The organism is Novosphingobium sp. (assembly GCF_965228995.1).
GTDB lineage: Bacteria > Pseudomonadota > Alphaproteobacteria > Sphingomonadales > Sphingomonadaceae > Novosphingobium.
In genome coordinates, this window is record NZ_OZ245852.1 from 2,082,774 (window position 1) to 2,105,739 (window position 22,966).

General features: G+C 65.3%; 21 protein-coding genes and 2 tRNA genes. 11 read left to right on the top strand and 12 right to left on the bottom strand.

Annotated features, from left to right (window positions below; all coding sequences use genetic code 11):
• Nucleotides 1-4 precede the first annotated feature (4 nt).
• Genes nuoL through ACO056_RS09820 form a run of 7 tightly spaced genes read left to right on the top strand, consistent with a single transcriptional unit; the run spans nucleotide 5 to nucleotide 8,624 of the window.
• On the top strand, nucleotides 5-2,062 hold the full coding sequence (nuoL, locus tag ACO056_RS09790; protein ID WP_421846230.1) for an NADH-quinone oxidoreductase subunit L: 2,058 nt from the start codon (nucleotides 5-7) through the stop codon (nucleotides 2,060-2,062).
• The gene (locus ACO056_RS09795) at nucleotides 2,059-3,639 is read left to right on the top strand and encodes an NADH-quinone oxidoreductase subunit M (RefSeq protein WP_421846231.1); all 1,581 of its coding nucleotides are present in this window, start codon (nucleotides 2,059-2,061) and stop codon (nucleotides 3,637-3,639) included. The genes nuoL and ACO056_RS09795 overlap by 4 nt, the downstream gene beginning before the upstream one ends.
• On the top strand, nucleotides 3,639-5,102 hold the full coding sequence (nuoN, locus tag ACO056_RS09800; protein ID WP_421846232.1) for an NADH-quinone oxidoreductase subunit NuoN: 1,464 nt from the start codon (nucleotides 3,639-3,641) through the stop codon (nucleotides 5,100-5,102). Before ACO056_RS09795 ends, nuoN begins: the two co-directional genes overlap by 1 nt.
• A 15-nt stretch (nucleotides 5,103-5,117) precedes the next feature.
• Complete coding sequence (locus tag ACO056_RS09805; protein ID WP_421846233.1) at nucleotides 5,118-5,885, top strand: biotin--[acetyl-CoA-carboxylase] ligase; 768 nt, start codon at nucleotides 5,118-5,120, stop codon at nucleotides 5,883-5,885.
• A complete protein-coding gene (locus ACO056_RS09810) occupies nucleotides 5,869-6,651 on the top strand; it encodes a type III pantothenate kinase (RefSeq protein ID WP_421846234.1) in 783 nt (260 codons plus the stop codon). The genes ACO056_RS09805 and ACO056_RS09810 overlap by 17 nt, the downstream gene beginning before the upstream one ends.
• Before the next feature lie 42 nt (nucleotides 6,652-6,693).
• Nucleotides 6,694-8,346: a ribonuclease J gene (locus ACO056_RS09815; protein ID WP_421846235.1), complete on the top strand. Its 1,653-nt coding sequence runs from the start codon at nucleotides 6,694-6,696 to the stop codon at nucleotides 8,344-8,346.
• 5 nt (nucleotides 8,347-8,351) lie between these two features.
• Nucleotides 8,352-8,624, top strand: coding sequence for a DUF1467 family protein (locus ACO056_RS09820; protein WP_421846236.1), 273 nt, complete (start codon nucleotides 8,352-8,354; stop codon nucleotides 8,622-8,624).
• Here the strand turns inward: ACO056_RS09820 and phoB are convergent.
• From phoB to recJ, 11 genes are all read right to left on the bottom strand, one after another.
• Nucleotides 8,621-9,310: a phosphate regulon transcriptional regulator PhoB gene (gene phoB, locus ACO056_RS09825; protein ID WP_421846237.1), complete on the bottom strand. Its 690-nt coding sequence runs from the start codon at nucleotides 9,308-9,310 to the stop codon at nucleotides 8,621-8,623. The two genes, ACO056_RS09820 and phoB, sit on opposite strands and share 4 nt — an antisense overlap.
• A 96-nt stretch (nucleotides 9,311-9,406) precedes the next feature.
• Nucleotides 9,407-10,090 (bottom strand): phosphate signaling complex protein PhoU, encoded by a 684-nt coding sequence (gene phoU, locus ACO056_RS09830; protein WP_421846238.1) that lies wholly within the window; start codon nucleotides 10,088-10,090, stop codon nucleotides 9,407-9,409.
• 21 nt (nucleotides 10,091-10,111) lie between these two features.
• Entirely contained in the window at nucleotides 10,112-10,939 is an 828-nt protein-coding gene (gene pstB, locus ACO056_RS09835; protein WP_421846239.1) for a phosphate ABC transporter ATP-binding protein PstB, read from the bottom strand.
• 1 nt (nucleotide 10,940) lies between these two features.
• A complete protein-coding gene (pstA, locus tag ACO056_RS09840) occupies nucleotides 10,941-12,215 on the bottom strand; it encodes a phosphate ABC transporter permease PstA (protein WP_421846240.1) in 1,275 nt (424 codons plus the stop codon).
• 6 nt (nucleotides 12,216-12,221) lie between these two features.
• Nucleotides 12,222-13,604, bottom strand: a complete 1,383-nt coding sequence (gene pstC / locus ACO056_RS09845; protein ID WP_421846241.1) for a phosphate ABC transporter permease subunit PstC — start codon at nucleotides 13,602-13,604, stop codon at nucleotides 12,222-12,224.
• A gap of 17 nt (nucleotides 13,605-13,621) precedes the next feature.
• On the bottom strand, nucleotides 13,622-14,668 hold the full coding sequence (locus tag ACO056_RS09850; RefSeq protein WP_421846242.1) for a substrate-binding domain-containing protein: 1,047 nt from the start codon (nucleotides 14,666-14,668) through the stop codon (nucleotides 13,622-13,624).
• A gap of 57 nt (nucleotides 14,669-14,725) precedes the next feature.
• Nucleotides 14,726-15,880 carry a sensor histidine kinase gene (locus ACO056_RS09855; protein WP_421846243.1) on the bottom strand — a complete coding sequence of 385 codons (1,155 nt, stop codon included), beginning with the start codon at nucleotides 15,878-15,880 and terminating at the stop codon, nucleotides 14,726-14,728.
• A gap of 206 nt (nucleotides 15,881-16,086) precedes the next feature.
• On the bottom strand, nucleotides 16,087-16,314 hold the full coding sequence (locus tag ACO056_RS09860) for a hypothetical protein (RefSeq protein WP_421846244.1): 228 nt from the start codon (nucleotides 16,312-16,314) through the stop codon (nucleotides 16,087-16,089).
• Nucleotides 16,315-16,355: 41 nt separating this feature from the next.
• Nucleotides 16,356-16,430 (bottom strand) — tRNA-Glu (locus ACO056_RS09865).
• Between the two features lie 74 nt (nucleotides 16,431-16,504).
• Nucleotides 16,505-16,579, bottom strand: a tRNA-Glu gene (locus ACO056_RS09870).
• Between the two features lie 103 nt (nucleotides 16,580-16,682).
• Nucleotides 16,683-18,470 (bottom strand): single-stranded-DNA-specific exonuclease RecJ, encoded by a 1,788-nt coding sequence (gene recJ, locus ACO056_RS09875; RefSeq protein ID WP_421846245.1) that lies wholly within the window; start codon nucleotides 18,468-18,470, stop codon nucleotides 16,683-16,685.
• 216 nt (nucleotides 18,471-18,686) lie between these two features.
• On the opposite strand from recJ, the gene ACO056_RS09880 reads away from it, so the two are divergent.
• The 4 genes from ACO056_RS09880 to ACO056_RS09895 all read left to right on the top strand — a co-directional run bounded on the left by ACO056_RS09880 (nucleotide 18,687) and on the right by ACO056_RS09895 (nucleotide 21,900).
• Complete coding sequence (locus ACO056_RS09880; RefSeq protein WP_421846246.1) at nucleotides 18,687-19,988, top strand: hypothetical protein; 1,302 nt, start codon at nucleotides 18,687-18,689, stop codon at nucleotides 19,986-19,988.
• Nucleotides 19,978-20,475, top strand: coding sequence for a flavodoxin family protein (locus ACO056_RS09885; protein ID WP_421846247.1), 498 nt, complete (start codon nucleotides 19,978-19,980; stop codon nucleotides 20,473-20,475). Before ACO056_RS09880 ends, ACO056_RS09885 begins: the two co-directional genes overlap by 11 nt.
• Before the next feature lie 116 nt (nucleotides 20,476-20,591).
• Nucleotides 20,592-21,323, top strand: a complete 732-nt coding sequence (locus ACO056_RS09890; RefSeq protein ID WP_421846248.1) for a hypothetical protein — start codon at nucleotides 20,592-20,594, stop codon at nucleotides 21,321-21,323.
• A gap of 52 nt (nucleotides 21,324-21,375) precedes the next feature.
• Nucleotides 21,376-21,900, top strand: a complete 525-nt coding sequence (locus tag ACO056_RS09895) for an AHH domain-containing protein (RefSeq protein ID WP_421846249.1) — start codon at nucleotides 21,376-21,378, stop codon at nucleotides 21,898-21,900.
• Between the two features lie 9 nt (nucleotides 21,901-21,909).
• On the opposite strand, the gene ACO056_RS09900 is transcribed toward ACO056_RS09895, so the two are convergent.
• Nucleotides 21,910-22,887 carry an NAD(P)H-dependent flavin oxidoreductase gene (locus ACO056_RS09900; RefSeq protein WP_421846250.1) on the bottom strand — a complete coding sequence of 326 codons (978 nt, stop codon included), beginning with the start codon at nucleotides 22,885-22,887 and terminating at the stop codon, nucleotides 21,910-21,912.
• Nucleotides 22,888-22,966: the final 79 nt, after the last annotated feature.

Sequence of the window (22,966 nt, forward strand, 5' to 3'; positions counted from 1 at the left end):
CACCGTGCATCCGATTCAGGTAATCGTGTTCCTGCCGCTGCTGGCAGCGCTTGTCGCAGGGCTGGGCGCCCGGCTGATCGGCAAGGTGCCGGCCAAGATCGTGACGACGGGGGCGCTGTTCGCATCGTGCGCGCTGTCCTGGCCGATCTTCCTTTCGTTCCTGTCCGGCAGCGCCGAAGCCTCGGTCGTGCCGGTGTTGCAATGGGTGCGCTCGGGCGATCTCGACTTCCAGTGGGCACTGCGCGTCGATACGCTGACAGCGATCATGCTGGTGGTTGTGACCAGCGTCTCGGCGCTCGTCCACCTGTACTCTTGGGGCTACATGGATGAGGACCCGGATCAACCGCGGTTCTTTGCCTACCTTTCGCTGTTCACTTTCGCGATGCTGATGCTGGTGACGGCGGACAACCTCGTGCAGATGTTCTTCGGCTGGGAAGGGGTGGGCCTCGCCTCGTACCTCCTGATCGGGTTCTGGTTCCGCAAGCCCTCGGCCAATGCTGCCGCGATGAAGGCCTTCGTGGTCAACCGCGTAGGTGACCTTGGTTTCATGCTGGGCATTTTCGGCACGTTCCTGGTGTTCGGCACTGTCTCGATCCCGGCGATCCTGGCGGCCGCGCCCGGCATGGCGGGCTCGACAATCGGGTTCCTGGGCCACCGCTTCGATACGATGACGGTGCTGTGCATCCTGCTGTTCATCGGCGCGATGGGCAAATCGGCGCAGCTGGGCCTCCACACCTGGCTGCCGGACGCGATGGAAGGCCCGACGCCGGTTTCGGCGCTGATCCACGCCGCGACCATGGTGACGGCGGGCGTGTTCATGGTCTGCCGCCTCTCGCCGATGTTCCAGACAAGCGAAACCGCGATGACCGTGGTGACCTATGTCGGCGCCGCGACTTGCTTCTTTGCAGCGACGATCGGCACGACGCAGTGGGACATCAAGCGGGTGATCGCCTATTCGACCTGCTCGCAGCTCGGCTACATGTTCGTGGCGGCGGGCGTGGGCGCGCCGGGCGCGGCGATGTTCCACTTGTTCACGCACGCGTTCTTCAAGGCGCTGTTGTTCCTTGGCGCGGGCTCGGTGATCCATGCGATGCACCATGAGCAGGACATGCGGTTTTACGGCGGCCTTCGGAAGCACATCCCGGTCACTTTTTGGGCGATGATGGCGGGCACGTTGGCGATCACCGGCGTCGGCCTGGTCGACGTGTTCGGGTTTGCGGGCTTCTATTCCAAGGATTCGATCCTCGAGGCGGCCTATGCCAGCGGGACGAGCGCGGGCCACTTCGGCTTCTGGTGCGGCGTTATCGCCGCGCTGATGACCAGCTTCTATTCGTGGCGCCTCATGTTCCTGACCTTCTGGGGCAAGCCGCGCTGGGAGCAGTCCGAGCATATCCAGCACGCCGTTCACGATTCTCATGGGCATGATGCGCACGGGCATGACGACCACGCGCATGGCCATGATGACCATCATGCGCACGCACACGCCTCGCATGATGGCACGGCGGGCTATCACCCGCATGAGAGCCCGCTTTCGATGCTGGTGCCGCTGGCGCTGCTGTCGGTCGGCGCGGTGCTGGCGGGCTTCGTGTTCCACGGTGCGTTCATCAGCGAAGGCAGCGGCGAGTTCTGGAAGAACAGCGTCGCCTTCAGCGAGCACCTGATCCACGCGATGCACGGGGTGCCGGAGTGGGTGAAGTGGGCGCCGTTCGGCGTGATGGTGACCGGCGTTGTGATCGCGTATTACGCCTATATCGTGAACCCCGGCTTCCCGGCCGCGTTTACCGCGCAGATCGGGCCGCTCTACCGGTTCGTGCTCAACAAATGGTACTTCGACGAGCTCTACAACGCGGTCTTCGTGAAGCCCGCGATGGCGCTCGGCCGCGTGTTCTGGAAGCAGGGCGACATCGGCATCATCGACCGGTTCGGCCCGAATGGCGCGGCGGCGATGGTCGCGCGTGGCAGCCGGATCGCGGTACGGCTGCAGTCCGGATACCTTAACAGCTATGCGCTGGTCATGCTCGTCGGCCTTGTCGGCGCGGTCAGCTGGGTGATTGCGAAATGAGCGGCTTTCCCATTCTCAGCCTGATGCTTCTCGTGCCGCTGGTCGGCGCGGTGGCCTGCCTCATGGCGGGGCGCGAACAGGCGCGGATGATTGCGCTGGCGGCGACGCTGGTGGATCTCGTGCTCGGCGCGGTGCTGTGGTCGCACTACCAGATCGGCGGGCCGCAGTGGCAGTTCCAGGAGCATGCATCGGTCTTTGCCGGCTTCGAATGGAAGCTGGGCATCGACGGGATCGCGCTGCTGCTGATCGCGCTGACGGTGTTCCTCATGCCGATCTGCATCGGCGCGAGCTGGAACGCGATCGAGAAGCGCGCGGGCGAGTACTACGCCAATTTCCTCGTGATGGAGACGCTGATGATCGGCGTGTTCACCGCGCAGGACCTGTTCCTGTTCTACATCATGTTCGAAGCCGGCCTCATCCCGATGTACCTGATCATCGGCATTTGGGGCGGGGCGGACCGCATCTACGCCAGCTACAAGTTCTTCCTCTACACGCTGCTCGGCTCTGTGCTGATGCTGATCGCGATGATGTGGATGGCGAACGAGGCGGGAACGAGCGATATCCCGACGCTGATGGCCTACAGCTTCCCGGTGAAGGCACAGACCTGGCTGTGGCTGGCGTTCTTCGCGAGCTTTGCGGTGAAGATGCCGATGTGGCCGACGCATACCTGGCTGCCGGACGCGCACGTACAGGCGCCGACTGCGGGCTCGGTGATCCTTGCTGGCGTGCTGCTGAAGATGGGCGGCTACGGTTTCATCCGCTTCTCGCTGCCGATGTTCCCGGAGGCCTCCGCGCAGTTCGCGCCGCTGATCTACGGACTGTCGATGGCGGCGGTCGTCATCACCTCGCTGATCGCGCTGGTGCAGCACGATATGAAGAAGCTGATCGCTTATTCCTCGGTCGCGCACATGGCTATCGTGACGGTGGGGCTGTTTGCCTTCAATCGGCAGGGGCTGGAAGGCTCGATGATCGTGATGCTGAGCCACGGCATCGTCTCGGGCGCGCTCTTCCTTGCCGTCGGCGTGATCTACGACCGGCTGCACACGCGCGAGATCGACCGCTACGGCGGCCTTGCCATCAATATGCCGGGCTATGCGCTGTTCTTCATGCTGTTCACGATGGCCTCGGTCGGCCTGCCGGGTACGAGCGGTTTCGTTGGCGAGTTCCTCTCGCTCATGGGCATCTACGCGCAATCGAGCTGGGTCGCGCTGGTGTGCACCACCGGCATCATCCTTGGCGCGGCCTACATGCTCTACCTTTATCGCCGCGTGATCTTCGGCGTGCAGAAGAACGCGGACGCCGCGGCGATGCCCGATCTCGATGCACGCGAATGGGCGCTGATGATCCCGCTCGGTATCGCGGTGCTGTGGATGGGCGTCTATCCGGAAACCTTCCTTGCGCCGATGCGCAAGGACATCGCGGCGCTTGAAGCGCGGCTGGCACAGGCACGGCCCAAAGGCGATGCGGACGTGCAGCTGGCGGCCATTCCGCCCGCCGCGGCGACACATGAACAAAGGGATGCAATGGAACACGGGGTCGAAGCCGCGCCCAATGCTGTGCGGGGGGAGGCACGCTGATGGAACTCCTCCGTTCGCTGGCGATCACCGGGACCGAGGAAGTCCTCAGCATTTCCGGGCTGATCCTGCTGCTGGCCGCTGCCTGGGGCGGTGACAAGGCGAGCCGTGCGATTTCGATTGCAGCGGTCGCTGTCCTCACCGTCTGTGCCGTGATCACCGCGCCCGCGCTCAGCCAGGCCGCGATGGGCCCCGGCGTCAGCGCCTGGAACGGCCAGTTCAGCGGCGACGCCTTCGCTGCCTTCGGCAAGCTGCTGATCTATGCCGGCGCGGCCGTCACGCTGATCGTTGCGCCCGCCTTCTTCGAGCGCGAGAATGCGATGCGCGCCGAGTTCCCGCTGCTTGTGTTGCTCGCGGCGATGGGCATGGGCATGATGGTTTCGGCGACCGATATGCTCGCGCTTTACATCGGGCTAGAGCTCAACAGCCTTGCCGCCTATGTCATGGCCGCGTTCCTGCGCAGCGACGAACGTTCGGCGGAAGCGGGCCTCAAGTACTTCGTGCTGGGCTCGCTCGCCTCGGGCATCCTGCTCTACGGCATCAGCCTGACCTATGGCTTCACGGGCAGCACGAGCTTTGCGGGCATTCATGCCGCGCTGGCCGGGCCACTGGCGATGGGCGCGGTGTTCGGCGTTGTGTTCGTGCTCGCAGGTCTCGCATTCAAGGTGAGCGCGGCGCCGTTCCACATGTGGACGCCCGACGTCTATGAAGGCGCGCCGACCCCGGTGACGACCTTCTTTGCCACCGCGCCCAAGGTGGCCGCGCTGGCCCTGCTCATGCGCGTGAGCCTGTTTGCCTTCGGTGCGCAGCCCGGGGTGTGGCAGCAGATCGTGATTTTCGTCGCGCTGCTCTCGATCGTGATCGGTGCCCTCGGCGCGATCGGGCAGGACAATATCAAGCGCCTGCTGGCCTATTCCTCGATCAACAACGTCGGCTTCATGCTGATCGGCCTTGCCTGCGCCAATCAGGCGGGCGCAGCGGCGATGCTGATCTACCTTGCGATCTATGTCGCGATGACGGTCGCCGGCTTTGTCGCGGTGCTGATGCTGCGCGACGAGAGCGGCGCGCCGGTTGAATCGATCGCCGCGATGGCGGGGCTTTCCAAGACCCGTCCGATGCTGGCGCTGGCACTGGCTGCGGTCATGTTCAGCCTCGCGGGCATTCCGCCGCTGTTCGGGTTCTGGGGCAAGTTCGTGGTGTTCCAGGCGGCGGTGCAGGCGAACCTACTCTCGCTCGCCGCCATCGGTATCGCTGCTTCTGTGATCGGCGCGTTCTACTACATCAAGGTCGTCAAGGTGATGTACTTCGACGAGGCGGCCAATGTGGTGACGGGCCGGAGCGACATGGCGCAGCGCGTGCTGCTGTTCGTCTCGGTCGTGGCGATCTCCCCGCTCGGTTACCTGCTGACGAAGTCGCTGGGCGTGCTGGCGGGCCATGCCGCTGCCGCACTGTTCCACATCGCATGACACGCTGAGAGGGCGGTGCCGGACCCGCTGATCAAGGTTGTCGCGGAGATCGCCTCGACCAACTCGGCGCTCTTGGCGCGGCTGGCGAATGGCGAGGCTCCTGCAGAAGGCCACTGGCTGGTGGCCGACCGGCAGACCGCCGGGCGCGGGCGCGCTGGTCGCGTATGGACCGGCGGGCTTGGCAATTTCATGGGATCGACCGCGGTAGCCTTGCGGGGTGACGAGGCCTTGCCGCAGACGCTGGCGCTGGTTGCAGGCGTAAGCGTCCACAGGGCGCTCATGGCCGTCGTCCCGGAGCTTTCGGACCTTGCCCTGAAGTGGCCCAACGATCTGCTGGTTGGCGAGGCGAAGCTGGGCGGCATCCTGCTTGAGCGGCAGCGCGATGCCGTGATCGTCGGCATCGGGGTCAATCTGGCCGAGGCGCCCGAGGTGCCGGGTCGCAGGACAGTTTCTCTGGCCGCACTGCGCCACGCGGTGCGCCGCGACGAATTTGCCTCGGCGCTCGTGGTGAGCTGGGCCGAGGACCTTACTGCGTGGCACGCCGGCGCATGGCCGAGGCTGCGCGAGGACTGGCTAGCGCGGGCCCTGCCGAGGGGGACGCTGCTGGGCGTGAACCTGACCGAGGAAGGCCATGTGATCGGCGGCTTTGCGGGGATCGACCCGGATGGCGCGGCGCTTCTCCGCTTGGCTGACGGCAGCGTACGTGCCATCCACGCCGGAGATGTCGAGCTGATCGGCGCAAGTCACTCCGGGGGAGGAGAGAACGATGCTTCTGGCGGTTGACGTCGGCAATACCAATGTCGTGTTCGCGCTGTTCGATGGCCGCGAGATCAAGTCGCGCTGGCGCGTGGCGACCGATCCGCGCCGGACGGCGGACGAGTATGCCGTGTGGCTCCTCCAGCTGATGCAATTGCAGGGCTTCGATCCCAAGACGGTCGACCAGATATTGATCGCCACCGTGGTGCCGCGCGCGCTGCACAACCTGCAGGTCCTTTCGCAGAAATACTTCGGCCGTGAGGCACTGATCGCGGGCGAACCGCCGGTCGAATGGGGCTTTTCGGCCGATGTCGACCAGCCGCGCTCGCTGGGTGCGGACCGCGCTGTCAACGCGATTGCCGCGCATGCGCGCTATCCGGGTGACCTCATCGTCGTCGACTTCGGCACGGCAACCACGTTCGACGTGATCGACTACATGGGCGCCTACAAGGGCGGGATCATCGCGCCGGGCATCAACCTCTCGCTCGATGCGCTGGTCAATGCCGCGGCCAAGCTTCCTCGCATCGCCATCGAGCCGCCGACGCGGACGCGCAGCGTGATTGGTCGTAACACCGAAGACCAGATGCACATCGGCGTGTTCTGGGGCTATGTGGCGCTGATGGAGGGCTTGATCGCCCGCATGCGCGCCGAGATTGCCCGCCCCGCGAAAGTCATCGCGACGGGCGGCCTTGCTGTGCTGTTCGGCGATCACACCGACATTTTCGACCACGTCGATGCGGATCTTACGCTCGATGGCCTGGCCATCCTGGCGGAGCGCGTCGCCGCAAACTGATTTATCCGGGGCAAGGGTGCCCCCAAGCGAATTGGAATTCTGGTGAAACCCGGCAAGGAATTGCTGTTTCTCGCACTCGGTGGTTCGGGCGAGATCGGCATGAACGTCAATCTCTACGGCTGTGACGGCAAGTGGCTCATGGTCGACCTCGGCATGACGTTTGCCGATCCCTATTACCCCGGCATCGACCTCGTGTTTGCCGATCTCTCATTCATCGAGGAGCGGCTGGACGATCTGGTCGGGATCGTCCTCACCCATGCGCACGAGGATCATATCGGCGCAGTGCCATACTTCGCGCTCGATCTCGGCGTGCCGCTCTACGCGACTCCGTTCACCGCGCGTCTGGTGGCGGAGAAGCTGGCCGAGGCGGGCATTTCCAAGCAGGTGACGCTGAACACGATCCCCAACGAGGCCTCGCTCAGCCTCGGGCCGTTCGACATTCGCTACGTGCCGCTGGCGCACTCGATTGCCGAGGGCAATGCTCTGGTGATCGAGACGCCGCATGGGCGGGTGTTCCACACCGGCGACTGGAAGCTCGATGACGAACCGCTGATCGGTGTTCCGGCGACGGAAGGTGAGCTCACCGCGCTGGGCGACGAGGGCGTGCTGGCGCTGGTCTGCGATTCGACCAACGTGTTCAATCCCAAGCCCTCGGGCTCCGAAGGCGGGGTGCGCGATGGGTTGATGGAGATGGTGGGCGGCCTCAAGGGCAAGCGCGTGGTGGTGACGACTTTCGCCTCCAACGTCGCGCGGCTGCAGACGCTGGGCGAAGTGGCCGTGGCGACCGGACGCAAGCTCTGTGTGGCAGGGCGTTCGCTCGACCGGATCATCGGGGTCTCGCAAGCGAGCGGCTATCTCAAGGACTTCCCCGAGACCGTCAGCATGGATGAGGCGATGGACTTGCCGCGCGGCCAGGTCATGGTGCTCGCCACTGGCGGGCAGGGCGAGGCGCGCGCGGCGCTGGCGCGGATTGCCTCGGATTCGCATCCCGTGAAGCTCGAGAAGGGCGACGCGGTGATCTTTTCGAGCCGCCAGATCCCCGGCAACGAACTCGCCATCGGGCGCGTGCAGAACCAGCTGGCGGCAAAGGGCGTCGAGTTGCTGACCGACCGGCAGGGGATGATCCACGTGTCTGGCCACCCCGGGCGGCCGGAGCTGGAAGCGCTCTATAGCTGGATCCGGCCGGAAATCCTCGTGCCGGTGCACGGCGAGATGCGGCACATGGCCGAGCAGGCGCGGCTGGGCAAAGCGAGCGGCATTGCGCGCACGATCGTCCAGAAGAACGGCGATGTGGTCCGGCTGGCTCCCAATGGGCCGGCAAAGCTGACGGAAGTGCGAAACGGGCGGCTGGTGCTGGATGGCGACATCATCGCACCTGCGGACGGCAGCGCGATGGCGCAGCGCCGCAAGCTGGCGGAAAGCGGACTGGTGGTTGCCGGGCTTGCAGTCTCGGCTGCGGGCAAGCTGACTTCCGCCGTCGAGATCGCCGCGATCGGGCTGCCGCTTGAGGAAGACATGGACGACTTCATCACCGAAGCGCAGGCCGATGTCGAAAAGGCGGTCGCCGCGATCAAGGGTGACAAGAAGCGCGACCGGGCGGCCATATCGGAGACGGTGCGGCTGACGGTGCGGCGCGCGGCGCAGCGCTGGTCGGGCAAGAAGCCGGTTGTCCAGGTCATGCTACGGGAAGGCTGAAGCGCATGAAGTGGACATCGATCATCGCGATCTGGGCGCTGTTCTGGGTCCTCTCGGCCTTTCTCGTCATGCCGTTCGGGGTGCGCACATCCGATGAACTGGGCGTGGAGAAAGTGCCGGGCCAGGCGCCCAGCGCACCGGCAAACTTCAACCCGCGCCGGATCATCCTGCGCGCAACGGTTCTCTCGACGGTGCTGTTCTGGCTCTACTATGCCAACTACGTGAACCAGTGGATCACGATCCAGGACCTCGATATCGCGCCGCTGCTGGGGATTTAAACGCCTTCGAGCGCGTACCCGGCGGAACGGACCGTGCGCACCGGATCCGCCGCGCCGGGGATGGCGATGGCCTGACGCAGACGGCGGATGTGCACGTCAACCGTGCGCAGCTCGATATCGCTGCCGCTGCCCCAGACCGCATCGAGCAGCTGCCCGCGCGAGAACACGCGGCCGGGATGCTCCATGAAATGGCGGAGCAGGCGGAATTCGGTCGGCCCGATCTTGATCGACTGGCCCCGGCGCGTGACGCGGTGTGCGGTGGGATCGAGCGCGAGATCGCCGACGGTGATCGTCTCGCCGGCAAGGGCAGGGCGCACGCGGCGCAGCACCGCGCCGACGCGGGCGATCAGTTCGCGCGGGGAGAAGGGCTTGGTGACATAGTCGTCCGCGCCAGTCTCGAGCCCGCGCACACGGTCGTCCTCGTCGCTGCGTGCGGTGAGGATGATGATGGGAACGTGCGCCGTGGCCTTGGTGCGGCGCAGGCGGCGGCAGACTTCGATGCCGCTGGTGCCGCCGATCATCCAATCGAGCAGGACGAGATCGGGCGTGTCCTCGGCGGCGAGGAGCAGTGCCTCGTCGCCATCGTCGGTTGTGCGGACCTCATAACCCTCGCCGCGGAACCGGTATTCAACCAGCTCGGCAAGTGCGGTGTCATCCTCAACCAGAAGCAGCTTCGGCGCGGACATCGAAAACCCCTGATGCAATCGTGCGACCGTCGGGCATGACAGTCAGATTACGCAAACACGACAAATGTTACGCGGTCGTGACGCGGGCTTATCCGCTCAGACTGGCGGGATAACTTCGTCACGTTCGGGCAGGTACGTACCCGTCGCGGCATAGTGGACCATCTCGGCAATATTGGTGGCGTGATCGCCGATCCGCTCGATATTGCGGGCGACGAACATGAGCTGCGCAACCGAACTGATCGTGGCCGGGTTCTCGACCATGTAGGATACGAAGTTGCGAAACACGCTGTCGTAGAAGGCATCGACCTTGGCATCGCGCTTGACGATCTCGGCCGCAGCAACGGGATCGCGGGCGGCATAGGCGGTCAGCACATCATGGACCATGTCACCCGCAAGCTCGTTCATCACTGGCAGCAGGGTGAGCGGCTCGAACCGCTTGCGGCCCTCGATATGGCCGACGCGCTTGGCGATGTTCTTGGCATAATCGCCGATCCGCTCGATCACACCGGCGATCTTGAGCGCGGCGATCACTTCGCGCAGGTCATCCGCCATGGGAGCGCGCAGGGCGAGCACGCGCACCGCGAGCCGGTCGACCTCGCCTTCCAGGTGGTCGATCCGCTTGTCGCGCGCGATCACGCCCTCGGCGAGATCCTGATTGCCGCTGACAAGGGCGTCCATAGCCTCGGCCACGGAAAGCTCGGCCAGACCACCCATCTCGGCGACGAGGCCGCGCAGCCGGGTGATGTCCTCGTCGAACGCCTTGACGGTGTGTTCAGCCATCCTGATTCCTTACCCGTGCACTTAACCGTATCGGCCGGTGATGTAGTCCTTGGTCTTCTCTTCGCGCGGATTTGTGAAGATATCCGAGGTTGTACCGTATTCGATGATCTTGCCGAGATGGAAAAATGCGGTCCGCTGCGAAACGCGTGCGGCCTGCTGCATCGAATGGGTAACGATGACAATGGCATAGCGGCCGCGCAGTTCGTCGATCAGCTCTTCGATGCGCGCGGTGGCAATGGGGTCGAGCGCCGAGCAGGGCTCGTCCATCAGGATCACTTCGGGATCGACCGCGATGGCGCGCGCAATGCACAGGCGCTGCTGCTGGCCGCCCGAAAGCGCGGTGCCGCTGTCAGTAAGGCGGTCCTTGACTTCATCCCACAGACCGGCGCGCTGGAGCGATTGCTCGACGATGCCGTCAAGCTCGCCCTTGCTGGCGGTGATGCCGTGGATGCGCGGGCCGTAGGCGATGTTCTCGTAGATCGTCTTGGGGAACGGGTTGGGCTTCTGGAACACCATGCCCACCCGCGCGCGCAGATGTACGACGTCCATGCCGGAACGGTAGATGTCCTTCCCGTCGAGCAGGATTTCGCCTTCCACCCGCGCGCTCGGGATCGTGTCATTCATGCGGTTGAGGCTGCGCAGGAACGTCGATTTGCCGCAGCCCGAAGGGCCGATGAACGCGGTCACGTAGTTCTGGGGAATTTCGATCGAGACCTCGTCGATCGCACGCTTTTGGCCATAGTAGACCGAAACGCCGCGCGCGCTGATCTTGGACGGGCCGACCGGTTCGGGAAACACGGGGTCCGCAGACTGGTTCACTGCTTCCGCAGCAGGGACTGGAGCGTTCATGTTACCACCGTTTCTCGAAGCGACTACGCAGGTAGATCGCCACGCCGTTCATCACGAGCAGGAAGATCAGAAGGACGACAATCGCCGCGCTGGTGCGCTCGATGAAGCCGCGGTCGATCTCGTCCGACCACAGGAAGATCTGCACGGGCAGCACCGTGGCTGGCGAAGTGAAATCGCTCGGCGGGCTGGCGACGAAGGCGCGCATGCCGATCATCAGCAGCGGCGCGGTTTCGCCCAACGCGCGGGCCATGCCGATGATCGTGCCCGTGAGAATGCCCGGGAGCGCGAGCGGGAGGACGTGGTGGAATACGACCTGCACCGGGCTGGCTCCCATGGCGAGCGCGGCATCACGGATCGAAGGCGGGACCGCCTTGATCGCGTTGCGCCCCGAAATCACGATGACCGGCATGGTCATCAGCGCAAGGGTCATGCCGCCGATGAGCGGGGCCGAGCGGTAGTTGGGAAACGCGGCGAGGAAGACCGCAAGACCGAGCAGGCCGAAGATGATCGAGGGAACAGCCGCGAGGTTGTTGATCGAGATTTCGATCAAGTCCGTCCAGCGGTTCCGCGCGGCGTATTCCTCAAGGTAGAGCGCTGAAAGCACGCCGACCGGGAAGGCGAGCACCAGCGTGATGAACATCGTCATCATCGAACCCTTGAGCGCCCCCCAGATGCCCACGCTTTGCGGATTGGTGGCATCGGCGCGGACGAGGAAGCCGGTATCGAAGGCGTGCACGAGCTTGCCGTCGCTGGCGAGGCGCGCGGCGCGCTGGCGCAGCGCCGCATCGCCGCCGCCGCGCTGGGCATTGGCGAGATCATCGCTGGCCGGAACCGAGACCTTGATCTCGTTGGCCATCAGCAGCGAGGGATCGTCGACCAGTTGCTGACCTACCTCGCGCCAGGCGCCATCGGCAATCAGGGCGTCGCCGCCTGGGCCAAAAGCGGTGATCGCGGCGGAATTGACCAGCGCCGGAAGGCCCGCCACTTCAAGTCCGCCAAGCGGATCGGGCTGGGCGAGGCGTGCGGGATCGACCTGCATGTGGCCGCGGATCGGCACGGACATGCGGATCTCGCTGCGATGGAAGCCGGCCCAGCCGCTCGATGCCATCGAGACCAGCAGCAGCACGAGGATCAGCACCGAAAAGCCGACCGCGCCAAAGCCGGCCCAGCGGAACAAGGCATCGGACCGATAGCGCCGTGCCAGGCCCGCCTGCATCCGGGCCTGGCGCGCCTTGCGCAGCGCTTCGAGCGCGGCAGGATCGTTCTTCGTGCTCATGGCCGGTTACTCATATGCCTCGCGGTACCGCTTGACCACGCGCAGGGCGATGAAATTGAGCGTGAGCGTGACGAGGAACAGCACCATGCCGAGCGCGAAGGCGGACAGCGTGGCGGGGTGATCGAAGCTGCCTTCGCCGGTGAGCATGGCGACGATCTGGAAGGTCACCGTCGTCATCGATTCGAAGGGGTTGGCCGTCAGGTTTGCGGCAGCACCCGCTGCCATCACCACGATCATGGTTTCCCCGATCGCGCGGCTGATCGCGAGCATGATGCCCGCGACAATGCCGGGGAGCGCGGCAGGGATCAGCACCTTGCGGATCGTTTCGGAGCGGGTTGCGCCCATCGCAAGGCTGCCGTCGCGCATGGCCTGGGGGACCGCGGCAATGCTGTCGTCAGCCATCGAGGACACAAAGGGAATGATCATCACGCCCATCACGAGCCCGGCGGCCATCGCGCTTTCGGTCGAGGCATTGGAAATGCCGATCGCCTGCGCCGCATCGCGCACCGCAGGCGCCACGGTGAGCGCTGCGAAATAGCCGTAGACCACGGTCGGCACGCCCGCGAGGATCTCCAGCAGAGGCTTGACGATGCGGCGCACCGAGTTGTCCGCATACTGCGTGAGGTAGATCGCGCTCATCAGCCCGAGCGGGATCGCCACCGCCATGGCGATGATCGCGCCGATATAGATCGTGCCCCAGAACAGCGGGATCGCGCCAAAGGCCTTGCCGTCGGGCGTGCCGGTGCTCATCGGATCGGGCGCCCAGTGCGTTCCGAAAAGGAAATCGATCGGCGAGACCATGCCGAAGAAGCGCACCGTCTCGAACACGAGACTGACAACGATCCCGATCGTCGTGAGGATCGCGACCAGCGAGGCCAGCAGCAGAAGCCCCATGACCGCGCGCTCGACCCGCGTGCGGGCGGAGAAATCGGGACGCAGGCGCAGGAACGAGAACGCACCACCGGCAAAGGCGATCAGCAGCGTGACGACAAGGCCGATGGTGTTGTAGCGCGCGAGTGCGATGCGGTAGGGCTCGACCAGTCCTTCGGCCTCGCTGTTGAACACGGCGCGTGCGGCGCCAGTGGCAACTGCGCGGGCCTCGCCCATCATCGCCTCGCGCTCGAAACCGAAGGCGGGAAGCGCGGCGGCGGCGGGATCGGCGAGGACATGCTGCAGCACCAGCGCCGGGCTGATCGCATCCCACAGCAGCGCGAACACCAGGGTGGGCACTGCCACCCAGAGGCCGACGTACCAGGCATGGAAATCGGGAAGCGAATTGATCCGCGTACCCGGTGCGGCCTTGCGGAAGGCCCAGGCGCGCGAGCGCCCGGCCAGCCAGCCGACCAGACCCAGGCCAAACGCCAGAAAGAAAAGAATGCCTGGCGACATGGCCGCTTGTCCGGTCCTTACTTCAGCTGCGAGCCATCGAGCACGGGCAGCTCGCTGGCCGCCTTCGCGCTGGCGGCGAGCACATCATCCGGCGCGACAACCATGCCCGCCTTGGCGAGGACACCGCCCTTGCTCCACAGCTTGGCCCACTCGTTGACATAGGCCTGAAGCCCCGGGATCGCCTTGATGTGCGCCTTCTTCACATAGATGTAGAGCGGGCGGGCACCGGGATAGGCGAAATTGGTGATCGTCTCGTAGGTCGGCGTCACACCTGCCATGGTCAGGCCCTTCAGCCTGTCGCGGTTCTCCTCGAGGTAGGAGAAGCCGAAAATGCCGATGGCCTTGGGGTTCGCCTCAATCTTCTGGACGATCAGGTTGTCATTCTCGCCCGAGTCAACATAGGCGCCGTCTTCGCGCACTTCGCCGCAGATGGCGTCGTGCTTCGACTTGTCACTGTCCTTCAGCGCCGTCATCGCGGGATCGGTCTCACATCCCTTGGTGAGGATGAGTTCCTTGAGCGCATCGCGCGTGCCGGATGTCGAGGGCGGGCCATAAACGAGGATCGGCTCGTCGGGGAGGGCGGGGTTCACGTCCTTCCAGGTCTTGGCGGTGTTGGGCTTGCCGAACGGGGCCTTGGCGAGCGCCTTGTAGACATCGGCAGGCGTGAGCGGGATGCCGGGGCCATTCGTGCCCTCGGCGAAGGCAACGCCGTCAAGCCCGACCTGGATCTCGACGATTTCCTTCACGCCGTTCTTCACGCACTCGTCGAACTCGGACTTCTTCATCCGGCGCGAGGCGTCTTCGATGTCGGGGTGCTGGGGGCCGACGCCGGCGCAGAACAGCTTCATGCCGGCGCCCGTGCCGGTCGATTCGATGATCGGCGCCTTGATCGTCGCATCAGACTTGGCGAGCGATTCCGCAACCGCCTTGGCAAAGGGATAGACCGTGGACGAACCCACGGCGCGGACCTGATCGCGGGTCGCGTTCTGCTGGCCGCCACAAGCGGAAAGGCCAAGTGTGGCAAGTGCCAGCGCCGGTCCTGCGATGAAACGATTCGAGACCATTGTTGCGTTCCCTTATGCCAAGCGTTCGAGGGGCAATGCGACCAAGGTGTGACAGGTCTATGACAGTTCTTTCGACGGTGGTACGGTAAGCGCAAGGCGCACCGTCACGGTCGTTCCTTCCCCGAGCTTACTGGAAATATCGAGCTTGCCGCGGTGCCTTTCGACGATGTGCTTGACGATGGCAAGGCCGAGCCCGGTGCCGCCAGCCGCCCGGCTGCGACCAGGATCGGTGCGATAGAATCGGCGCGTCAGATAGGGGATGTGATCCGGGTGAATGCCTTCGCCCCGGTCGGTGACCGAAAACACGGCCTCCGGCCCGTCCCGCTCGATCTCGACGCGAACAGGCTGGCTTGAGTCGCCATACTTCAATGCATTGTCGATGAGATTGCGGATGACCTGATCGAGCTGCTGGCGATCGCCCGTCACCACCGCGTCGGTTGCCTTCACCGAGATCCGGCTTTCACCGGCGGTAGATGCCACTTCCGACCCGATGCTGGCCACGAGAAGGCCAAGATCGATCTGCTCGCGCGGGGCATCGTGCTTTTCCGCCTCGATGCGCGAGAGCGACATGAGATCCTCGACAAGGCTTTGCAGCCGCCGCGATTCGCGCAGCACGGTGGCATGGAAACGCGCCGCCGTGGCGGTATCGACCTTGGCATCGGGATCGGCCAGCGTCTCGATATAGCCAATGATCGAGGCGAGCGGCGTGCGCAGTTCGTGGCTGGCATTGGCGACGAAGTCGGTATGCGAGCGGCTGATATCGGCTTCGGCGGTGCGGTTGACCATCTCGATCAGCGAAAAGCGCTGATCGATGCTGACACGGCGAACCTGCCAGATGCTCCTTGCGCCAGTGAGGCCGCGAACCATCACGGTGCCCTGCGGCTTGTCGAGCAAGGTGATCGCCTCGGGATGCCGCAGGGCGACGCGTGCGTCCTGGCCGACGATATGCGGCCCCAGGGCTTCTCGCGCGGCGGCATTGGCGGCGGCAATGCGCTGGTTATCGAGCATCAGCACCGGAACGCTGAACGGTTCGACCAATTCCACCATGGCCTGGCGCGAAACCGAACCTTCATCAGCGACGCGCACTTCGATGACAGGTTCGGGCCGCGACAGCCACAAGGTGCCGAGCCACAGGATCAGCACCGCGACGGCGAGGCCAATGCTGCTGCCGACAATGATCATGGCAAGGCATGTGCCGATTGCCACAATCATGCTCGGCCATGGGAGCGAAGGGCCGGTCACGACGGAATTGCTGAACTGCGGAGCATGGAAGCCGCTTCAAACCTTTGCGAGCGCATGGGCTTGCTGCCCTGCGTCATCACCTCATTACGGCAAAAGACTGCGCTTTTGTGTCGATCCATGAAACAATTTTCCGGTCTGCGCGATGCATTGACTCGCCAGTACCACAAACCAGCGGTCTATCCGCCGCCGGGCACGAACCACGCTTTTGCCGCGGTAGCGATAAGGATGATCGCAAGAAGCGAGAAGAGTGCCGAGATCAGGCCCCACGGCACGGTGCTGATGCGGTCGAGATTCGGCCGGCGTCGTTCGCGCCGCTCGCGCAGGCCCGCAACCATTCCGACAGCCAGCGCAAGCAGGCCGGTTGCCGCAAATTCCGTGGTGTAGCTGAGCGAGTCGAGATCCATCGCGTCCCGGGCCGAATGTGCCAGCCGGCCGGCTTACAGGTTGGTGACCCCTACGGGAATCGAACCCGTGTTTCAGCCGTGAGAGGGCCGCGTCCTGACCGCTAGACGAAGGGGCCTTGCCGTGAACCGGGTCGGCGGTTTCGCCCCGGTTTTAGTGTTCTTGCCCGGCATTTCAGCCCGGCTATCAAGTTGGTGACCCCTACGGGAATCGAACCCGTGTTTCAGCCGTGAAAGGGCCGCGTCCTAACCGCTAGACGAAGGGGCCAACGGCTTGGGCCGCGTGGCAGGCCCGCGCAACTAGGGCGAGAAGCGGGTTTGGTCAACCCCCAGACTGTGGACGCGGAAATGCCTGTCCAAAGGGGCAGGCGTCAGTCCGCGAAGGCTGCATCCTCGACATGGAGTTCTGCCGCCGGGCGGCTGCCCCAATCGTCGATCTTCGCCCGCCCGGCGAGCCAGAACGACCGGCCACGCGAACCGTGCAGCAGCGCCTGGCCCATTTCGGTTTCGGCGGCGCGGAAGGCGATCGCCTTGAACGAACGGCCATCGGGCCCTCCCGCGACCATGCGGACATGATCGGTGCCAACGAGATCGCATTTGATCAGGCGCACCGGCCCCACGGCCACGCGCGGACCGGGCCAGCCCATGCCGAAAGGGCCTGCCGCCTCGAGCCGTTCGACCAGATCGGGCGTAAGCCCGCCGGGCGCGAGGCTCAGATCGAGTAGCAGCGCCTGTGATTGCCGCGCCGCCGCGACATCGCGGGCAAGTCGGTCGTCGAGCCAGTCGGCAAGGCGCTCGGTTCCGCCAGCCGCCACGGTGAGGCCGCATGCCATCGCGTGGCCGCCGCCGGCAATCAGCAGGCCTGCCGCGCGTGCAGCGATGATCGCGGCGCCAAGATCGACGCCCGGGATCGACCGGCCAGAACCCTTGCCGTTGCCTTCCGCGTCGCCGTCTTCTGCAATGACCAGAGCGGGCCGGCCGGTCTTTTCCTTGATCCGCCCGGCGACGATGCCGATGACGCCGGGGTGCCAGCCCGCGCCATGCACCACCACCACGCTGCGATTATGCTGCGCCTCGACTTGCGCCTCGGCGGCTTCCTGCACGGCCTGCTCGATCGCGCGGCGCTCGTCGTTGAGTTCGGACAGACGCGCGGCGATCGTCCGGGCTTCTTCCGCGTCATTGGTGGTGAGGAGCCTGACTCCGAGGCCCGAATCGCCGATGCGCCCTGCGGCATTGATCCGCGGGCCCAGCGCGAAGCCGAGATCGCTGCAGGTAGGCGCGCGGGTGAGGCGGCTGGCGTCGATCAGCGCGGCAAGACCAATATTCGCACGTCGCGCCATGATCTTGAGGCCCTGTGCCACGAATGCGCGGTTTACGCCCCTGATCTGTGCAACATCGGCCACGGAGCCGAGCGCGACGAGATCGAGGAGGCTCATGAGATCGGGCGCCGCCGAGGCTCCGACCACGCCGCGCGCGCGAAGTTCGCGCAACGTAGCAACGGCAAGAAGGAAGGCGACCCCGACAGCGGCCATATGGCCGTGGCTGGCCGCCTCGTCGCTTTCGTCGAGCCGGTTGGGATTGACCAGCGCGGTGGCGGGGGGAAGCTCGGGATTGCACTTGTGATGGTCGACGACGATCACGTCGACACCCTCGGCACGTGCGGCGGCGAGCGCTTCATAGGCCATCGCGCCGCAATCGACCGTGACGATCAGCTGCGCGCCCTCGCGCGCCAGTTTGACGAGGCCTTCCGCCGAAGGGCCATAGCCTTCGAGCAAGCGGTCGGGGATATAAGGCCGCGCGTGGACGCCGAGGCCGGCGAGGAAACGGATGAGGAGGGCTGCGCTCGTCGCGCCGTCAACGTCATAGTCGCCATAAACCGCGATGGCCTCGCCCTTGGTGATCGCATCGGCGAGACGCGCGGCGGCCTTGTCCATATCGTTGAAGATCGAGGGATCGGGCAGGAAATCGCGCAAGGTCGGGCGGCGGTGGCGCTCGAGATCGTGGCGCTCGACCCCGCGGGCCATGAGCAGCTGATCGACCAAGGTATCGAGTTGGCCAAAGCTCGCTCCCGGCCCGCCGGACGCTAGGTCCATATTGCCGCCGCGCCAGCGCCAGGCGAGGCCGGACAGCGAACGAGTGATGGCGGTGACCGGGATCATGGCAGCGGCGCTAACCGATACCAGCGACGCAGGGAAGGGCAGTGCAAATCCTGCCCACATTCCTTGCATTGCTGTGCGCCAGATCATCGCATCAGCGCAGCGCGATTGACAGAAGGCCCTTGGATATGGTCGCATCCGGCAAAAGAGAAATCCGGTCGCGCGATACGAACAGGCTGAGGGGCAGATCCGCCGCTCTTGCAGGAGGGGGTTGAGCTGATGACCAGGAACAGCATGCGTCTGATGATTGCCGCGGGCGGCGCGAGTGTCGTGCTCGTCGGGCTGGGCATGGCACAGACAGCCGCGCCGATCGCGCGCTACGAAATGCGCGCCGGGACGACCTCGGGCATCATGGGCGGCATGTCGGGCATGAAGGGCGGCGGCATGGGCGGGGCGATGAGCATGGCGTTCGGCGGCGGCAACCGGAACGCGCCGCAGCACGAACTGACGCTCGAACTGGGATCGAGCCGCTTGCCGGTTGGCGCGGCGCCCAAGGCGGACCACTTCATGCCGGCGGGGGCGAAGCTGGGCCTGTCGGTGCCGCTCAAGTCCCCCGAAAAGACCACTACGCCAGAGTACTCGAACGAGCCGCCCGAGAAGCGGGACTTCAAGCGGCCCAAGGGGCGCATCCTGATCTTCTGGGGCTGCGGTGAACATGCGCCGGCCGGGCAGCCGGTGATCATCGACTTCTCCAAGATCGCTGCCGGGCAGATGCCACCGGGGCTGTGGACCAGCAGTGTGCCGATGGAACGCCATGTCTCGCCGGGGAGCAGCAAGACCTATGGCTCGTGGCCCAACAGCGACAGCAAGGTCTCGATCCGGACCGACAGCTCGCTGATCGGCGCGCACAAGGTCGTGGGCAACTATTCGCCCGAAATGAACTTCACGCTGACCAAGGATTTCATGGGCGCGCTGCGTACCTCCACGTTCGCGCAGCCGAGCGGCGCGACTCTGTTGCGCTGGAACCCGCTGCCCGACGCGACCGGCTATCACGCCTCGCTGATGGGCGCGAACATGAGCAGAAGCGGCGAGATGAACGATATGGTCTGGTGGTCTTCCAGCACCACGCGCGAGTTTGGCGGCGGGCTTTCGGACTGGCTCTCGCCCGCAACGGTGGCGAAGCTGGTTGCCAGCAAGACGGTGCTCGCACCCGCCACGACGACCTGCATGGTTCCCGCCGAGGTCAAGGCCGCCGCGCCGCAGTTCCAGATGGTCACGCTTTATGCCTACGGGCCGGAAGAAAGCTTCGTCTATCCGCCGCGCCCGGCCAATCCCAAGACCCCGTGGAAGCCTGAATGGACCGCCGATATCCGCCACCGCTCGATGACCGGCTTCCTGCTCGGCATGCCGGGAATGGACGAGGCAGCGTCCGAAAACGGGCGAGGCCGAGGCGATCAGCAATCGCAACAGCAATGCCAGCCCAAGCCCAAGAAGCGCGGGCTGGGCGGGCTTGGCGGCCTGATCGGCGGAGCACTTGGCGGCGCCGTCAGCGGTGCTGGCGGCAATGGGGATGGCTGCTGAACCGGCCATGCTCCTGATCATCTGGCACAGCCGCACCGGCGCTGCCCGCGCGATGGCGGACGCTGCGCGGCAAGGTGCGGCGATGGAAGGGGACGCGCGGCTGCTCGCCGCAGCAGAAGCGCAGCCCCACGATCTCCTTGCCGCGCAGGGCTATCTGTTCGTGTGCCCGGAGAACCTTGGCACGATGAGCGGGGCGATGAAGGAGTTCTTCGATCGTTCTTATTATCCGCTGCTGGGGCAGATCGAGGGCCGCCCCTTTGCCACAGCAATTGCAGCGGGTTCGGATGGATCAGGGGCAGAGCGCCAGATCGAGCGGATCGTCACCGGCTGGCGGCTGCGGCGCATTGCCGAAAGTCTGATCGTCAACCTTGCGGTCCAGACACCAGAGGCCATTCTGGTGGCCAAGACGGTACCTCAGGCGGCGCTGCAAGAGTGCCACGATTTGGGACAGTCTTTCGGCGCCGGTCTGACGATGGGCCTATTCTAGTGCGTCGGCGGGCTGCGATGGTCCGATTTCGCGTCAGTTCGGGCATGGGGGACTCGACGACTCCCCAACATTGGTGTCTCTGAAGATGCGGATGTTAGGGAGCATAGTGGGTGGTGATGGAGCGTGCAGCAGGGCGTGAGCCTCTTGCCGCGCTGCTGTTCGGCCGGGATGGCCGGCCGGCTACGGATGATGTCGCTGGCCTTGCTGCCGGTCCCGAAGGATTCTCCCTGCTTAACTCCGAGCGGGTGCCCGCCGGCAGCGCGGAAGTGCTGCGTGACGGGCTGACCTTCGACCTTGCCGGGCTTGCTCCCGCCCCGCAGTGCGCCCATCCGGCTGCGATGCACCGCGTGGCATTGCCCAATGATTTCAATAGCGATGCGCTCGAAGCGGTTGGGTTCATGGTCGGGCCGCACCTCGCCGGGGCCGAAAGCCTGCTGCCGGTGCTTCGGGTCGCCGCGGCTGTCCTGCGCCACCTGACGATGCTGAACGGGCTGCAGGCGATCATGTGGCGTCCGGCGCGGATCGTCATGTCTCCGGCATGGTTTGCCGAGGCAGTGGGCATCTGGCTCGCTGGCGGGCCGTTCCCCGCGCTCGCGCTGACGGCGCTGGCGCGCAGCCAGGACGGGCTGGAGAGCGAGGGCCTCGCCTTCCTCACAGGCCAGGAATTCAAGCTCCATGCGGGTAGCGGCGGGCCCAACCGGGAGGACAGCCGCATCGCCGTGCGGCTCACCGATTGGCTGGTGGCACACGGCCGGGTGGATACCCCGCGTGAGGTGGTGCTGGCCGGGGTCGGCGCAGTCTGGCTGGAGCCGGACGGGCACAACAGGCTTAACGTGGTCTCCCGCTAGGTAAAGCACGCTTGCAAGCGACGCGTTAAGGCACGGGCGCGAGCATGGCTGTATGGTTCTTGTCGGACATATTGCCCGGGGACGTATCCCTTTTCGCTCGGTGAATGTGCCGGGCAGGGCTGGCTATACGCCCGGCTTGCAGCGCCATCACCTGCTGCCCCGCGCCTTGCTGGGGCGCCGCGCGTTCAGCCGCATGATCGGCGCGCTTACGCCCGACCGGATCGGCTTTCACGACTTTCGTGCCAATGGATTACTGCTGCCCGCAACCGAGAGCGGAGCGCAGCGAATTGGCCTGCCGTTACACCGGGGGCCGCACGGAACCTATTCGGAGATGGTTACCGAACGGGTCGGCCAGATCGAACTCGGCTGGAGCCGGACGCGCCGTTACGATACCGAGCTTGCCGGGATGGAAGCGCTGATGCGGCTCGACCTGCTGCAGCGCGCGCTGCGCCGCCGGCTGCTGAGCCCGCGCAAGGGCGAGGAGATCGTGCTCAACAAGCACGATCCCGCGCTCGATTACAGCCACCTCGACCGGATGGCCGAGATGCTTTGGCACGCAACGGAAAGCAGGCTCTAGGCCGCAGGATCAGCGAAACGGCGCGCTGTCGGCATCGAGCCCGGCGGCAGCTTCACGGTACTGCGCGGTGAGCGTGGCGACGCGCTCCGCGACCGTCTCGACCTTTTCGACCGCGCCGATGCCCTGGCCCGAGCCCCAGATGTCCTTCCAGGCCTTGGCCTCAGTGTTGCCGCCCGAGCCGAAGTTCATCGCCGCCGGGCTGCTTTCGGGCAGGTTGTCCGGATCGAGCCCGGCCTTGACGATCGAGCCGCGCAGATAGTTGCCATGAACGCCGGTGAAGAGGTTCGAATAGACAATATCGTCAGCCTTGCCTTCGACGATCCCCTGCTTGTAGGCTTCGGCCGCGCGGGCTTCGGTGGTCGCGATCCAGGCCGAGCCGATATAGGCGAAATCGGCGCCCAAGGCCTGCGCCGCGAGGATCGAGCGGCCATGCGCGATGGCGCCCGAAAGCGCGACGAGGCCATCGAACCAGGTGCGGATTTCCTGCATCAGCGCAAAAGGCGAAAGCGCGCCGGCATGGCCGCCTGCACCCGCGGCGACGGGGATCAGGCCGTCTGCGCCCTTTTCGATCGCCTTGCGGGCGAAGCGATCGTTGATCACGTCATGCAGCACGATGCCGCCCCAGCGGTGCGCGGCCTGATTGATGTCTTCACGCGCACCGAGCGAGGTGATCAGCATGGGCACCTGCCATTTTTCGCAGAGCGCCATGTCCTCATCGAGGCGGTTGTTGGTCTTGTGGACGATCTGGTTGACCGCAAAGGGAGCGGCGGGGCTTTCCGGATGATCGCGGTTGTGCGCGGCGAGCGTCTCGGTGATCTCGTGCAGCCATTCGTCGAGCTGGCTGATCGGGCGCGCGTTGAGCGACGGGAAGCTGCCGATGATACCCGCCTTGCACTGCGCGATGACGAGTTCGGGGCCGGAAATGATGAACAGCGGCGAGCCGATGACGGGAAGGCGCAGGTTCTTGAACAGCGGGGGAAGCGGCATCCTGAGGGCTCCGGTTTTAAGCGAGCGGTTAAACGGAGCTTTAGCAGGAGAAGCGGCGCTGTCAAACGGCAGCGCCGCT